The following is a 14,426-nucleotide window of genomic DNA, read 5'->3' on the forward strand; positions in this document are numbered from 1 at the left end:
CATGAACGCTGCGACCGTTGCCAGGGCCGGCCAACGGCCGGCGCTACCCGGCCAGGGCTTGCTCGTGCACACCGGCGACGGCGCGGCCGGAGGGGTCGGCCATGCTGGCGAAACTGGCGTCCCAGGCGATCGCGGCCGGCGAGGAACAGGCGATCGACTTGCCGCCCGGGACGGTTTCCGCCGCCGCCTGGGTCGGGAAGTACTGCTCGAACACGTGGCGGTAGTAATAGGCTTCCTTGGTCTGCGGCGGGTTGTGCACGAAGCGCTTGTCGGCCGCGGCCATCACCCGGTCGCTGATCTGCGCCTCGGCATGGGCCTTGAGGCCGTCGATCCAGCCGTAGCCGACGCCGTCGCTGAACTGCTCTTTCTGACGCCACAGGATCGAATCGGGCAGATAGCCTTCGAACGCTTCGCGCAGCACCGCCTTCTCGATCCGGCGCGTACCGTCGGCGCCCTGCCCGACCATCTTGTGGCGCGCGTCGATGCGCATGGCCACGTCCAGGAACTCGCGGTCCAGGAACGGCACGCGCGGCTCCACGCCCCACGCCATCATCGACTTGTTGGCGCGCAGGCAGTCGTAGTTGTTGAGCGCGTCGAGCTTGCGTACCAGCTCTTCATGGAACTCGCGCGCGTTGGGCGCCTTGTGGAAATACAGGTAGCCGCCAAAGATCTCGTCGCTGCCCTCGCCCGACAGCACCATCTTCACCCCCATCGCCTTGATCCGGCGGGCCAGCAGGAACATCGGGGTGGAGGCTCGGATGGTGGTGACGTCGTAGGTCTCCACGTGCCGGATCACGTCAGGCAGCGCGTCCAGGCCCTCCTCGAAGGTGTATTCGAAGCCGTGGTGCACCGTGCCCAGCGCCTCGGCGGCGATCGCGGCGGCGGCCAGGTCGGGCGACCCCTTCAGGCCGATCGCGAACGAGTGCAGGCGCGGCCACCAGGCTTCGCTCTGGTCGCCGTCTTCGATGCGGTGACGGGCATAGCGTGCGGCCACGGCGGCGACCAGCGACGAATCCAGGCCACCGGAAAGCAGCACCCCGTACGGCACGTCTGTCATCAATTGGCGGTGGACGGCGCGCTCGAAGGCGTCGCGCAACGCCGCGCGGTCCGCCTCGACCCCTTCCACGGCGGCATAGTCGCGCCACGGGCGCTCGTAGTAGCGGGTCAGCCTGTCGGTGGCGCTGTCGTACCAGTGCCCCGGCGGGAACTGGGCCGCATCGGCACAGGTGTCCACCAGTGACTTCAGCTCCGAGGCCACCATCAGGCGCCCGTCCTTGTCGTGCCCCCAGTACAGCGGCACCACCCCGATCGGATCACGTGCGATCAACACGCGCTGGCCTGCCCGGTCCCACAGCGCGAACGCGAAGATGCCGTTGAGGCGGTTGAGGAACGACGCGGGGGTGTCCTGCTGGTACAGCGCGTTGATCACCTCGCAATCCGAGCCGGTCTGGAATGCATACGGCTGCGCCAGTTCGGCCTTGAGTTCGCGGTGGTTGTAGATCTCGCCGTTGACCGCCAGTGCCAGGCTGCCGTCCTCGGACAGCAGCGGCTGCGAGCCGCCGGCCGGGTCGACGATGGCGAGCCGCTCGTGGACGAGGATGGCGCCGCCATCGACGTACACCCCGCTCCAGTCCGGGCCGCGATGGCGCTGGCGTTGCGACAGGTCCAGCGCGTGGCGGCGCAGGGCGGTAAGGTCATCGCCGGCCTGCAGGCCGAACATTCCGAAAATCGAACACATGGGAACAGCTCCTGATGATGGGGAATACACGTAGCGCCTGCATTCGACCGGCCACCCATCCCGGGCCTGTACTGCACCCGGAAAACAAAAAACCCGCATCGGCCGATGCGGGTTTTCTGAGGTCCGGGCGTTTGTTGCTTGTTCTAGCCCTGGTCGCAGTCCCGCATTGGCCGCGCACGATTATTCGCGCGCAGATTATTGCGGTTGTTGTTGTTGACGGCGGTGGCCAGGAGCGTGGACATGGACCGACCGTACCGCTGTTTCCGGCGCGGCGCAACTGTTGCGGGCGCAACTGGTTCAGCGCCTGACGTGCCCCGTCCCCGATAATCCACGCCTGCCTCCTGGAACTCACGGATGAATCCCCTTCGTTTCCGCCTGTCGCTTTCCGCGCTGGCGCTGCTGGCCCTGGCCGCCTGCACCACCGCCCCCAACCGCCCGACCAGCGATACCGAAGTGAAGTGGCGCACCGCCGCAGAGCGCGGCGACATCGAGGGCATGCTGGAGCTGGCCGAACTTTACGAACGCTGGAACGACCGCCGGGCGCTGGACTGGTATGAGCGCGCTGCGGCCGCCACGCCTTGGAGTTTCCGCAATACCATTGCGGAAGAAGCGCTGGGGCGGATCTGGGCCAGTGGTACGATGTACACCGGCCGCCGCCCTGAAGACACGCCGCCCCCGGTGCTGCGCGCATCGCCGCGGAAGGCCGGGCGCTGGTACCTCGCCGCGGCCAACCACGGCAGTCCGGGCGCGATGCTGTCGCTTGCAAAATTCGAACGCGAACGTGGCCACGCGGCCGCAGCACTGCGCTGGGACCTGCGCGCCACGGTTTACCAGCGCTATTCGAGCAGCAGTTCGGGTCTGCCCGCCGCGATTGCCCCGCAAGCCGGTGCACTGCACCCGCTGGTGGTCGACATCCAGCGGCGTGCTGCGCGTGGCGATGCCCAGGCCCAGGTGGACCTGGGCGCGCTTTACGAAAGAGGCATGGGCTTGGGCATCGAACGCGACCCGGCGATGGCGCTGGAGTGGTACCGCAAGGCCGCCCTGCAGGGCAATGTGTTCGGCCAGTACTTCACGGGCCTGATCCTGGGACGTGCGCCGCCGGGGGTGCCGCGCGATGAGGCGGTGGCCGCCGGATGGTTTGCCAAGGCCGAGGCACAGAAGTTCTTCCTTGCCGGTGAATCGTATTGGCGCAAGGGCATCCAACCGGCGTTCTGGACGTTTGATTGAACCGGGCTGTACACACTCGCCGGCGACCTTCAAGTCTGCCGGCGGGCGCGCGCTTCGCCCAGAATGGGCGGCATGAGTACCGCCACGTTCCGTGATGAAACCCTCTCCCGCGCCCGCATGCAGGCCATCGTCGCCGCGCATCCGCGCGCGGCCGTGTTCGAGGACTGCAGCTTCGACAATGCCGACTTCTCGCGGCTGGACATGGAGGGTTTCCAGTTCATCCGCTGCTCGGTAGCGGGCACGTCCTGGCTGGCCGCCTCGCTGGAGGAAAGCCGCTGGGAAAAATGCCGGGGCGGCCAGTGCGATTTCAGCTCGGCGCTGCTCGGCGATGCGGTGTTTTCGCACTGCGATCTGAACAACAGCCACTGGCGCCGCGCCACGCTGTCATCGGTCCGGTTCGAGGATTGCAAGCTGACCGGCGCGCACCTGCAGGAAGTGACCGGCTGGGCGTTGGAGTTCCGCGACTGCCTGCTGGTCAGTGCGGACCTGCGTGGGCTGTCGTTCCGCAAGGCCACGCTGCAGGGAATGGATTTTTCCGATGCGGACCTGTCCGGCTGCGATTTCCGCGATGCCGTGTTCGAGGGCGGCAGTCTGCGCAACGCGCAGATCCGCTTGACCCGCTTCGAAGGCGCCGACCTGCGCGGTGCTGACATCACAGGGCTCAACGTGATGGACAGCAGACACTTCAGGAAGGCGGTGATTTCACAACGCCAGGCAGGCGCAGCGCTGGCCGCGTTTGGCTTGATCGTAGCGTGATGGCGGCGGCGCCGAAGGTAGAGCCGACTGTTAGTCGGCTGCCGGCCGCCGCGGGGACCTTGGTTCTGCGCGTAGAGCAGCCGACTAACAGTCGGCGCTACCTTCGGCGCGTGTAGAGCAGCCGACTAACAGTCGGCTCTACCTTCGGCGAGAAGGCGCTCGATCAGGCGCCGGTATAGTTCCGGCAGCTTCTGCAGGTCGGCTACCGAAACGTTTTCGTCCACCTGGTGGATGCTGGCGTTGACCGGCCCCACTTCGATGCACTGGGCACCCAGCGGTGCGATGAAGCGCGCATCCGAGGTGCCGCCGCCGGTGCTTTCTTCGGGCGCGGTGCCGGCGAATTCGCCCAGCACTTCGCGCGCCACGCGCCGCAGCGTGCCTTCCGGGGTATAGAACGGCTCGCCGCTGCGATGCCACTTCAGGCGGTATTCCAGCCCATGGCGGTCCAGCAGCGCGGCGATCTCCTGCTCCAGCGCCGGCGCGTTCCAATGCGGGTTGTAGCGCAGGTTGAACAGCACCTGCAGTTCGCCCGGAATCACGTTGTTGGCGCCGGTACCGGCGTGGATGTTGGAGACCTGCAGGCTGGTCGGCGGGAAGCTCTCGTAGCCGTCGTCCCACTCGCGCGCGGTCAGCTCGGCGAGCGCGCCGGCCGCGAGATGGATCGGGTTGCGCGCCTTGTGCGGATACGCCACATGCCCCTGCACGCCGTGCACGGTGAGCGTGGCCGACAGGCTGCCGCGCCGGCCCACCCGCAACAGGTCGCCCAGCACTGCCGTGGACGACGGTTCACCGGTGATGCACCAGTCGATCGCCTGGCCACGTTCGCGGAACAGGTCTGCGACGCGGCGCACGCCGTCGATCGCGTCGCCCTCTTCGTCGCTGGTCAGCAGCACCGCCAGCGTGCCCGGGTGGTCGGGATGCGCGGCCACGAACTGCTCGGCGGCCACCACGAACGCGGCCACGCTGCCCTTCATGTCCGCCGCGCCGCGCCCGTACAGCACGCCGTCCCGGATCTGCGGGTCGAACGGTGCACTGGTCCAGGCCTCGACCGGGCCACTGGGGACCACGTCGGTGTGGCCCAGCAGCACCAGCACCGGCGCACCCTGCCCGTGCGTGGCCCAGAGGTTGTCGACCTCGCCCAGGCGCAGGTGCTCGCAGCTGAAACCCGCCTGCTGCAGCCGCGCGGCCAGCAGCGCCTGGCAGCCGGCGTCCTCGGGCGTCACCGACGGCCGGGCGATCAGGTCGCAGGCCAGGGCAACGACGTCGTTCAAGCGCCCACTCCGAACCGCTGCTTGAATCCGTTGTCGGAAAAGCCCTGGGTCATCGTTCCGTCCGCCGTCACCACCACCGGCCGCTTGATCAGCTGCGGGTACTCGCGCAGCAGCAGCTTCCACTCCGCATCGGAAGCCGCCGCCTTGCGGTTCTCGGGCAGCTGCCGCCAGGTGGTGGAGGATCGGTTGACCAGCGCCGGGAAACCCCCGGCCTGCGCGGCCCAGTCCAACAGGGTTTCCGGGCTGGGTTTCGCGTCGCGGTAGTCGACGAAGGTGTACGGCACCTGGAAGCGGTCCAGCCACTTGCTGGCCTTCTTGCAGGTATCGCAGTTCTTCAATCCGTAAACGGTGGTGGTCATTGCCGGCGGGTACTCTGGCTTGGATTCAACGGACAGGCAGCACGCGTCAGTATAGTGCCGCACCGATCAGGACGCGGCCGATTTTTCCGCGTGGTCGGTGAGCTCCAGCAGCAGCGTGCGCTGCCAGGACGACAGTCCAGTGGCAGACGGCACGTCCCAGCCCAGCAGTGGCCTGCCCTTCGCGTCGACCAGCAGCGCCAGCTGCGTGGTCATGAAGCCGCGCATGCTCGACAGCTGCCACTGGTATTGCGGCATGTCCCACGGATCGGCTGCGTACAGGTGCATGCACACCGCGTCCATGTCCAGCAGCATCTGCACGCGCGACGCGGCGTTCAAGCGGGTGCGTCCCGCCGCCATCGACGCGATCAGGGCGTTGCAGGCGGCGATCGACGCTTCACGATCGAAGCGGTCGCCTTCGTCGCCCAGCCGCACCAGGTCGCCCGCCGCCTGGCTGAAGCGGGCCAAGGCACCCGGTGGCTCCAGGTGCGCGATTTCGGTGGACAAGGGTCGGCGGACCGGGGTGGCGAGGAAGGGCGGTGGCGTCACCGCCGTCGCATCCGACGTCGAGGCCGCAGCGCTGCCCCGCTGCACCACGTTGGCGAAACTGCGGCCATCGGTGGGAGTGCCTGCCAGGGGGCCACGCGGGGCTTCCCGCAGCGCCAGCCGCGTCCGCACCCAGTCCTTCTGCTGCGCCAACCATCGGCAGTAATAGTGCGTGGCGTAGGCGAGGTAGTCCCGGAGCTGCTTGCCCTGGCCCATGCCACGGTACTCCCCGTCGCGCTGGTCCCAGATACCCCGCGAAGGCAGCCGGGCTTCCTCGATGATCGGCTTGAGCGCGCGTGCCGCGTTGACCTGCAATGCGTTGCTCTGGGCGAATCGTCCGTTGCCCCGGCTCAACTGTGCCAGCCGGCGCAGGTACTGCACGCCGTACTTTGCAACCAGGGCCAGGGTACGACTTTCCCACCCCAGCAGCAGGTCCGGTTGCGCTTCCAGCAGCACCGGCACGGTCAGCAGCAGGCTGTCGGCGGCCGGGCGCGGCAGCGGCGTGCCGATCCGGCGGGCGAGCTGCTGTTCGGAGGCGCGCAGGGCGCTGACCAGGCCGAACGCCAGCGTCGCGCCGCCAATCGCGTGGATCGGATGCTGCCGCAACAGCGCCTCGAAGATCGGCGCCAGGTGTTCGCTGATTGTCGCTGCGCAGCGCGCCTGCAGCGGTGGATGATTGATCAGCTCCCCGAGGTGGAACATGATCACGCTTACATTCTCCAACGTGTATTCCTGGCGTGCCCTGACCACCTCCACGCAGCGCTGGGTCGTGCGCACCAGCCGTTCCCCCTCGCAGGGCAGCGCCGCGCTCCGCCGCACCAGCTGGCACAGGATGTTGAGCGCTTTTCCGAGCTGGATGTTGGGCGCGCGCCGGTCGTCTTCGGCATCACCGAAGCCGACGCTGGCGGCCATCACCTGCGACAGCGTGTCCAGGTCGGCATCGATGCTGGACAGGTCGCCCTGTTTCACTATCTTTTCGTACAGCGCGGTGACGATGTCCGCCGCAGTGAGGTCGGCGGAATGGAGACCGGCGACCCCCGACGCATTCTGGATATGGGTCGGGACCACGGCCCCGGGCGGCGCTGCGTGGACCGGGCGGAGCGGCGGCACCGGACGGACCAGCGGGCGGATCACCGACACTGCGTTACTGACGTTTTCCATGCACGACCCTTCTGCCAGGAGAACGGCAGCATAGGCCTGCCCGGACGAGGTCCGGGCGACGGCGGCGCCAAGCTGTGACGGCGTTTGCGAAGCCGCGCCAAAGCGCGCGGTGAAAGCGTCACGGGGCACCGTGGCGATGCCCCGATTGCGTCAGCCGTTCAGTCGGCCAGGCCGCGCAGCAGCTCGTTGACGCTGGTCTTGCTGCGGGTTTTGGCGTCGACCTGCTTGACGATCACCGCGCAGTACAACGAGTGCGAACCGTCCTTGGACGGCAGCTGGCCGGACACCACTACGCTGTACGGCGGCACCGAGCCGTAGCTGATTTCGCCGGTGGCGCGGTTGTACACGCGGGTGCTCTGGCCCAGGAACACGCCCATGCCGATCACGCTGTGGTGGCCGACCACGAAGCCTTCCACCACTTCCGAACGCGCGCCGATGAAGCAGTGGTCTTCGATGATGGTCGGGCTGGCCTGCAGCGGTTCCAGCACGCCACCGATGCCGGCACCGCCGGACAGGTGGCAATGCTTGCCGATCTGCGCGCACGAACCGACCGTGGCCCAGGTGTCGACCATGGTGCCTTCGCCGACGTAGGCGCCGATGTTGGTGAAGCTCGGCATCAGCACCACGTCCTTGCCGAAGTAGCTGCCACGGCGCGCGATCGCGCCGGGCACCACGCGCACGCCGGCGCGGCGGAATTTCGCTTCATCGAAGCCGGCGAAACGCGATTCCACCTTGTCCCAGAACGGCGCCGGGCGCGCGTCGACCACCGCCATGTCATTCACGCGGAAGTACAGCAGCACCGCCTTCTTCAACCATTCGTTGACCTTCCAGCCGCCATGGCCGTCCGGCTCGGCAACGCGGAATTCGCCGGTTTCCAGGCCATCGATGACGCGGCCCACCAGCGGCTTGGTCGAGCCTTCGATCTCGTGCAGGGTCAGCGTGGCGCGGCGCTCGAAGGCGCTCTCGATGCCGAACTTGAGCTCTTCCACGCCCGGCGTGGCCGGCTTGCGCAGCGACTTGCGTGCGATGTTCTCGGCGCGCTTGGCAGCGGTTTCCGCAGCGCTGCTGGCCGCGCTCTTCTTGACCGGGGCCTTCTTCGCCGCCGGCGCCGACTTTTTCGCGGCGGTCTTTTTCACCGCCGGAGCGGCGGCAACGGTCTTCTTGGCCGCCGCGGTCTTGGCGGCGGTCTTCTTGGCAGGCTTGGTGGCCATCAGTGGGGGTCTCCGGCTTTTCGATCAGGGTCCAGGCAGGCCAGCATGGCGTCGTGCAGCTGCTGCCTGGCGGTTTCGGTCAGGGGGCGGTCGTGTTCATCGCTGATCACGAACATGTCTTCGGCGCGCTCGCCGAAGGTGGCGATGCGCGCGTCATGCACGCGCAGGCCCTGGTTGCGCAGTACGAAGGCGACGTCGGCCAGCAACCCGGGGCGGTCGGGTGCGACCAGGCTGAAGCGGGTGCCGCCGGTGTCGTTGTCGTTGGCGTCGCGGAATTCGATGCGCGGGGCGAAGCGGAAATGCCGCAGCTGGCGCGGCACCACCCGCCGCGACGGACGCAGCCGCCCCAGGTCGCCGGCCAGCGCTTCGCGCAGGGCCGCTTCCAGGCGGGGCGCATCGCCGTCGGCGAAGCTGTCGGCCGGGGTCACTTCGAAGGTATCGAAGATGGTGTCGACCGGGCCGTCGAGCACGCGCGCGCGATGGATGCCATAGCCCTTGCGGTCCAGCGTCATCACGATGGCCGCGAACAGGCCGTCGCGGTCGGGCGAATGCACGAATACTTCCAGCGCATCGTCGTCGGCGGTGATCCGGCGCACCTTGACCAGGGTCTGGCCCTGCTTGATCGGCACCAGCGCCGCCGCCTGCCAGGCGAGCTGCTCCGGGCGCAGGCGGATGAAGCTCTCGTCCGGCATCACGGTGAACTGGCGGTCGATGGTGGCGTCGTCATAGCCGCGCTCGCGCACCAGCGCGCGCACGCTCTCACGCGCCTCCAGCACGCGCTCGGCGGCCGGCATCTGGTTTTCCAGGCCATCGCGCAGCGCGCGGCGCGCGGCGAAGTACAGGTCGGCCAGCAGCCGATCCTTCCACGCATTCCACAGCTTGGGGCTGGTGCCGGCGATGTCGGCGCAGGTCAGCAGGTACAGGTAGTCGAGGCGGTCGCGGCTGGCCACCAGCGTGGCGAAACGGTGGATCACGTCCGGGTCGGAGATGTCCTGCTTCTGCGCGGTGACCGACATGCGCAGGTGCTGCTCGACCAGCCAGGCCACCAGTTCGGTATCGGAACCGCTCAGCGCATGCGCCTGGCAGAAGTCGCGGGCATCCACCGCGCCGAGTTCGGAATGGTCGCCGCCACGGCCCTTGGCGATGTCGTGGAACAGCCCGGCCAGCAACAGCAGTTCCGGCTTGCGCAGCCGCGGCCAGACCTCGTGGGCGATGGAGAAGCGCTCGTCGGCGCGGCTGCTGGCGAACAGGCCGATGTTCCGCAGCACCATCAAGGTGTGCTGGTCGACGGTGTATACATGGAACAGGTCGAACTGCATGCGCCCGGACACCTGCGCGAAGGCGGGAATCCATTGCCCCAGTACGCCCAGGCGGGCCATGCGCGCCAGCGTATCCACCGCGCGCGGGCTGCGTAGCAGGGTCATGAACTGTTCCCGCGCGGCAGTGCCGGCCTCGGTGTACGCCGGCAGCTCCGCCAGCGCTTCGGCCAGCGCCCGCGCGGTGAGCGAATGCAGGCCGCGCACGTCTGGGTTGTAGGCCCAGCTGGCGAACAGCGCGAACACCTGTTCGATGTCGCCCTGCGGCCACTGCGGATCGTTGGCGGCCAGGTAGCCGCGGCGCAGCGAGAAGCCCACGCTGACCGGCTCGGGCACGGCCTCGCCGTCGAACTGCTCTTCGAAACGCTGCAGCAGGCGGTCGCTGATCCGCCGCACCACGGTCGCGCTGCGGTAGAAGCCCTGCATCATCTTCTCGACCGCCAGGCTTTCCACGTCGTCGTCGAAGCCCAGCCGCGTCGCCAGGGTCTTCTGGTAATCGAAACGCAGGCGCTCTTCGGGGCGGTTCGCGACCAGGTGCAGGCCGAAACGCAGCTGGGCCAGCGCGCAGCGCTCGCGGCGCAGCGCGACCGCCTCGTCGGGGCCGAGATGGCCCAGCCCGACCAGCGCTTCCAGTTCGCGCACGCCGAAGGCGCGCAGCGCCATCCAGCCCAGTGTATTGAGGTCGCGCAGGCCGCCGGGGCCATCCTTGATGTCCGGCTCCAGGTTGTCGGCGGTGTCGCCAAAGCGCTGGTGCCGGGCCAGCAGCTCCTCGCGCTTGGCCAGGAAGAATTCGCGGGGCGGCCACAGGCCGTCGCTGTTCACGGCCTGCTTCAACGCCTGCCGCGCGGCTTCGTCGGCGAGCAGCGGGCGGGATTCGATCAGGGCGGTCAACACGGTCTGGTCGGCGCTGGCCTGCACGCAGGCCTGCGCCGATCGCACCGCGTGGCTGACCGGCAGACCGCAATCCCACAGCAGCGCGAACAGACGTGCCAGCGCCGCTTCATGGGTGCGCTGGGCAGCCTCCGGTCCGAACACCAGCAGGTCGATGTCCGAGCGCGGGAACAGCTCGCCCCGCCCGTAGCCGCCGACCGCGAACAGCGCCAGGCCATGGTCGGCCGGCATGCAGCGCTGCCAGGCCAGGCGGATCAGGTGGTCGGCCGCGCGTGCGCGCAAGGCCAGCAGGCGCTCGATGTTGTCGCCCTGGTCGAAGCGGCGGTACAGCCGCGCGTCGGCCTGCTGCAGGGTCTGGCGGGCTTCCGCCGCCCACTCGGGGTCGGCGACGGCGTCGGCCGGCGCGTCCAGGGTCGGGCTCGCCGGCAGCATGCTCAGACCTGCGATTCGCCGGGCGACAGGGTCAGCACGTCCACGCCGGTCTCGGTGACCGCGACCATGTGCTCCCACTGTGCCGACAGCTTGCGGTCCTTGGTGACCACGGTCCAGCCATCCGGAAGCACCTTGTTGTAGCGGGTGCCCTCGTTGATCATCGGTTCGATGGTGAAGGTCATGCCCGGCTGCAGCACCAGACCCTGACCCGGACGCCCGTAATGCACCACCTGCGGCTCGTCGTGGTAGACCTTGCCGATGCCGTGGCCGCAGTATTCGCGCACCACGCTGAAGCGCTCGCCTTCGGCGTAGCTCTGGATCGCATGGCCGATGTCGCCCAACGTGGCGCCCGGCTTGACCGCGCGGATGCCGCGCCACATGGCTTCATAGGTCGCCTCGACCAGCCGCCGCGCCATCACCGACGGGGTGCCGACGAAATACATGCGGCTGGTGTCGCCGTGCCAGCCGTCCTTGATCACGGTGACATCGATGTTGACGATGTCGCCGTCCTTGAGGACCTTGGCTTCGCTCGGGATGCCGTGGCAGATGACGTTGTTGACCGACGTGCACACCGTCTTCGGGAAGCCCCGGTAGCCGACGTTGGCCGGGGTGGCTTTCTGCACGTTGATGATGTGGTCGTGGCAGATGCGGTCCAGCTCTTCAGTGGTCACGCCCGGCTTCACATGCGGGGTGACGATGTCGAGCACTTCGCTGGCCAGGCGGCCGGCGACGCGCATCAGTTCGATTTCCTCGGGGGTTTTCAGATTCACGCTCATGGCGGCCATTATCGCCGATCCGGGCCCATTCTGAACCGAGGCCGGCAGAATGCTGACAGCGCAGGTTCGGGTCCACGGGCTGGCGCGGGCGGCGCGCCCCTGGGACCTGCAACGTAAAAACTGTGATAACTGGCCATTTTCCGTCACATCTCACCAACAGGCCTGCTTTTATAAGGAACCCAGCGCCGCCCCTGGCGCCCTCCCCCTGCAGTACGCCGGCATCGATCCGTTCATCCAGGACCCCCGTCCAAGGAGAAGACCATGCGATTCCTTCGCGCCCCGCGTCCCCTGCTGATCGGCCTTGGCCTGGCCGCCCTGGCCTCCCCCGCCATGGCCGCCGACACGACCACCTTCAACGTCCGCCTGATCATCACCAAGGCCTGCACCATCACGGCCGCCGCGGCCACCGATGTGGACTTCGGCTCGGCCCTGTCCACGGCGACCACGCCGATCAACGCGCAGGGGTCGGTCACCGCCCAGTGCTCGGCGCTGACCCCATACACCATCGCCCTCAACGCCGGCACCAACGCGGGCACGGCCAACGACGTCACCACGCGTCGCATGCGCAACACCGACACCACGGTGACCACCAATAATTTCGTGGGCTACCAGCTCTACTCCAACGCCACGCGCACCACGGTGTGGGGGGCGACGGCAGGCACCAACACCGTGGCCGGGATCGGCACCGGGCTGGCGCAGGCGTATCCGATCTACGGCCAGGTCGCCAATCCCAGCGTGAACAACGCCGCGACGGGTACCTACCAGGACACCGTCACCGCCACCATCACCTACTGAGGTCGCCATGTTCCAGCGCATGCACGGGCGCGCCATGCGCGCCACGGCGAAGCTGTGCGTCGGCGCCCTGGTCGGACTGACCCTGGCACTGCCGTCTGCCCGGGCGGCCAGCCTGCAGGTGGCGCCGACCTCGCTCCAGCTCGGCGCGCGGCAGAACGCCGAAGCGTTGTGGATCAGCAACAGCGGCACCGAACCGGTGGACGTGCAGGCGCGGGTGTTCCGCTGGACCCAGGTCGACGGACGCGACACCCTCGAGCCCACCACGGATCTGGTGGTCAGCCCGCCGATGCAGGCCCTTGCCGCTGGCCAGCAGCAGCTGATCCGGGTGGTCCGCGCGGCGCCGCAGCCGCCGACGACCCAGCTGTCCTACCGGGTCATCGTCGATGAGGTGCCCAAGCTGGACCCGGGCCGGCAGGGCATGCAGTTCGTCCTGCGCTATTCACTGCCGGTGTTCGTGCAGCCGGACGGCGAGGCGACACCGCCGGACCTGCAGGCCACCGTGGTCACCCAGCCCGACGGCACGCCGGCACTGGAGGTGCACAACCGGGGCGCGGGCTACGCCCAGCTGGCCGACCTGGCGGTAGGCACGCTGGAGCGGCCACAGATTTTCCAGCCCGGACTGGTCGGTTACGTCCTCGGCGGCCAGACCATGCGCTGGCCGCTGGACCTCCCCGCAGGCCGACTCTCCGGCGCGACCCTTTCGGCAAAGATCAATGGCGCCTCGCAAGCCACGCCACTGTCTTCGACGCCACCGGCTCGCTGAGGCCTGCATGCGCGTCGCCCTGGCTGCCGGCGCGGTCTCGTCTGGAATGCCGGGCGGGACGGCAAGCGCCGCGGACGCGCCACTGGACAGCGTGGCGGACATCGGCGTCTCCGCCGCCGACGACGTCATGTTACCCGCGCCAACCCCGCTGACCGCGCCGCAGGCGCTGTATCTGGAGGTGACCCTCAACGGCAGCCCCCGCGGCCTGCTGCCGTTCACCGAGATCGGCGGACAGCTGCGCGCGGACCCCTCGGTCCTGCGTCAGCTGGGGTTCGGCGCACGCGGCGATGCACCGGTGCCGCTGGCGCAGATCAGCGGCGTGGTGGTCCGCTACGACGCCGGGCTGCAGACCCTGGCGCTGGAGGTTCCGCTGGAGCAGCTGTCGCTGCCCACCACCGAACTGGGACAGGCGCTACCCACCGCCTCCAGTGCCAGCGCCTCGCCGGGCGCGCTGCTCAATTACGACCTCTACGCCAGCCAGAACGAGGACGCGGGCAACCTGGCCCTGACCACCGAATGGCGGGTGTTCGGACTTGGCCGCGGGATCCTGCGCAGCACCCAGCTGCTGCGCACCTACCAGGACGACGGGCGCGACTGGCGCGGCGAGAGCGTGCGCCTGGACAGCGCGTGGCAGCTGGACTTTCCCGACAGCGCGGTGACCTTGACCGTCGGCGACTTCTTCAGCGGTTTCGTCGACTGGAGCCGACCGGTGCGCATGGGCGGCATCCAGGTGGGACGCAACTACGGCCTGCAGCCGTACCGCGTGCTGACCCCGACCCCGAGCTTCCTCGGCGAAGCGGTGGTGCCGTCGACGGTGGAGCTCTACGTCGATGGCCTGCGCCAGTACAACGGCGAGGTGCCAGTGGGGCCGTTCCAGCTTGGCGCGCAACCGGGCATCAGCGGCACCGGCAATGCCCAGGTCGTGATCACCGACGCCTACGGCCGCATGCAGACCCTGGATTTCTCGTTCTACGGCACCCAGCAGCTGCTCGCCGAAGGGCTCTCGGACTGGTCGGCCGGCGTCGGCCGGATGCGCCGCGACTATGGCATCCGCTCGTTTTCCTATGACAGCGCGACCGTGGGCAGCGCGACCTGGCGGCGCGGGGTGAGCAATCGTTTCACCGCCGAGCTGCACGCCGAGGGCGGCGGCGGGGTCGCCAGCGCCGGGGCCGGCGGCTGGTGGCAGC

At 68.6% G+C, this 14,426-nt stretch carries 12 protein-coding genes; 5 read left to right on the forward strand and 7 right to left on the reverse strand.

Annotated elements, in window-relative coordinates:
* Positions 1 to 43 precede the first annotated feature (43 nt).
* Positions 44 to 1,738 carry an asparagine synthase B gene (asnB, locus tag RWO33_RS14860; protein WP_314105829.1) on the reverse strand — a complete coding sequence of 565 codons (1,695 nt, stop codon included), beginning with the start codon at positions 1,736 to 1,738 and terminating at the stop codon, positions 44 to 46.
* 354 nt (positions 1,739 to 2,092) lie between these two features.
* Here asnB and RWO33_RS14865 point away from each other — a divergent pair, with 354 nt between their 5' ends.
* Entirely contained in the window at positions 2,093 to 2,965 is an 873-nt protein-coding gene (locus tag RWO33_RS14865) for a tetratricopeptide repeat protein (RefSeq protein WP_314105830.1), read from the forward strand.
* 72 nt (positions 2,966 to 3,037) lie between these two features.
* Positions 3,038 to 3,721 carry a pentapeptide repeat-containing protein gene (locus RWO33_RS14870; protein WP_314105831.1) on the forward strand — a complete coding sequence of 228 codons (684 nt, stop codon included), beginning with the start codon at positions 3,038 to 3,040 and terminating at the stop codon, positions 3,719 to 3,721.
* 125 nt (positions 3,722 to 3,846) lie between these two features.
* Here RWO33_RS14870 and dapE read toward each other — a convergent pair whose 3' ends face one another.
* The 6 genes from dapE to map all read right to left on the reverse strand — a co-directional run bounded on the left by dapE (position 3,847) and on the right by map (position 11,690).
* On the reverse strand, positions 3,847 to 4,992 hold the full coding sequence (gene dapE / locus RWO33_RS14875; protein ID WP_314105832.1) for a succinyl-diaminopimelate desuccinylase: 1,146 nt from the start codon (positions 4,990 to 4,992) through the stop codon (positions 3,847 to 3,849).
* A complete protein-coding gene (locus RWO33_RS14880; protein WP_314105833.1) occupies positions 4,989 to 5,351 on the reverse strand; it encodes an arsenate reductase in 363 nt (120 codons plus the stop codon). The genes dapE and RWO33_RS14880 overlap by 4 nt, the downstream gene beginning before the upstream one ends.
* Before the next feature lie 66 nt (positions 5,352 to 5,417).
* Entirely contained in the window at positions 5,418 to 7,055 is a 1,638-nt protein-coding gene (locus RWO33_RS14885) for a hypothetical protein (protein ID WP_314105834.1), read from the reverse strand.
* Between the two features lie 158 nt (positions 7,056 to 7,213).
* Positions 7,214 to 8,266: a 2,3,4,5-tetrahydropyridine-2,6-dicarboxylate N-succinyltransferase gene (gene dapD, locus RWO33_RS14890; RefSeq protein ID WP_314105835.1), complete on the reverse strand. Its 1,053-nt coding sequence runs from the start codon at positions 8,264 to 8,266 to the stop codon at positions 7,214 to 7,216.
* Entirely contained in the window at positions 8,266 to 10,905 is a 2,640-nt protein-coding gene (locus RWO33_RS14895; RefSeq protein WP_314105836.1) for a [protein-PII] uridylyltransferase, read from the reverse strand. Before RWO33_RS14895 ends, dapD begins: the two co-directional genes overlap by 1 nt.
* A 2-nt stretch (positions 10,906 to 10,907) precedes the next feature.
* Positions 10,908 to 11,690 (reverse strand): type I methionyl aminopeptidase, encoded by a 783-nt coding sequence (gene map, locus RWO33_RS14900; protein ID WP_314105837.1) that lies wholly within the window; start codon positions 11,688 to 11,690, stop codon positions 10,908 to 10,910.
* A gap of 252 nt (positions 11,691 to 11,942) precedes the next feature.
* Here map and RWO33_RS14905 point away from each other — a divergent pair, with 252 nt between their 5' ends.
* The 3 genes from RWO33_RS14905 to RWO33_RS14915 all read left to right on the forward strand — a co-directional run.
* On the forward strand, positions 11,943 to 12,476 hold the full coding sequence (locus RWO33_RS14905) for a spore coat protein U domain-containing protein (protein ID WP_145478137.1): 534 nt from the start codon (positions 11,943 to 11,945) through the stop codon (positions 12,474 to 12,476).
* Positions 12,477 to 12,483: 7 nt separating this feature from the next.
* Positions 12,484 to 13,239 carry a molecular chaperone gene (locus tag RWO33_RS14910; RefSeq protein ID WP_314105838.1) on the forward strand — a complete coding sequence of 252 codons (756 nt, stop codon included), beginning with the start codon at positions 12,484 to 12,486 and terminating at the stop codon, positions 13,237 to 13,239.
* 46 nt (positions 13,240 to 13,285) lie between these two features.
* A partial coding sequence (locus tag RWO33_RS14915; protein ID WP_314105839.1) for a fimbria/pilus outer membrane usher protein occupies positions 13,286 to 14,426 on the forward strand: 1,141 nt, incomplete at its 3' end.

The sequence above is a fragment of the uncultured Stenotrophomonas sp. genome (assembly GCF_963519925.1).
Lineage (GTDB): Bacteria > Pseudomonadota > Gammaproteobacteria > Xanthomonadales > Xanthomonadaceae > Stenotrophomonas > Stenotrophomonas maltophilia_AE.

Coding starts and splice junctions, on each gene's coding strand:
- asnB (WP_314105829.1), bottom strand. CDS start 1,738: ATGTGTTCGATTTTCGGAATGTTCGGCCTGCAGGCCGGCGATGACCTT.
- RWO33_RS14865 (WP_314105830.1), top strand. CDS start 2,093: ATGAATCCCCTTCGTTTCCGCCTGTCGCTTTCCGCGCTGGCGCTGCTG.
- RWO33_RS14870 (WP_314105831.1), top strand. CDS start 3,038: ATGAGTACCGCCACGTTCCGTGATGAAACCCTCTCCCGCGCCCGCATG.
- RWO33_RS14880 (WP_314105833.1), bottom strand. CDS start 5,351: ATGACCACCACCGTTTACGGATTGAAGAACTGCGATACCTGCAAGAAG.
- RWO33_RS14885 (WP_314105834.1), bottom strand. CDS start 7,055: ATGGAAAACGTCAGTAACGCAGTGTCGGTGATCCGCCCGCTGGTCCGT.
- dapD (WP_314105835.1), bottom strand. CDS start 8,266: ATGGCCACCAAGCCTGCCAAGAAGACCGCCGCCAAGACCGCGGCGGCC.
- RWO33_RS14895 (WP_314105836.1), bottom strand. CDS start 10,905: ATGCTGCCGGCGAGCCCGACCCTGGACGCGCCGGCCGACGCCGTCGCC.
- map (WP_314105837.1), bottom strand. CDS start 11,690: ATGGCCGCCATGAGCGTGAATCTGAAAACCCCCGAGGAAATCGAACTG.
- RWO33_RS14905 (WP_145478137.1), top strand. CDS start 11,943: ATGCGATTCCTTCGCGCCCCGCGTCCCCTGCTGATCGGCCTTGGCCTG.
- RWO33_RS14910 (WP_314105838.1), top strand. CDS start 12,484: ATGTTCCAGCGCATGCACGGGCGCGCCATGCGCGCCACGGCGAAGCTG.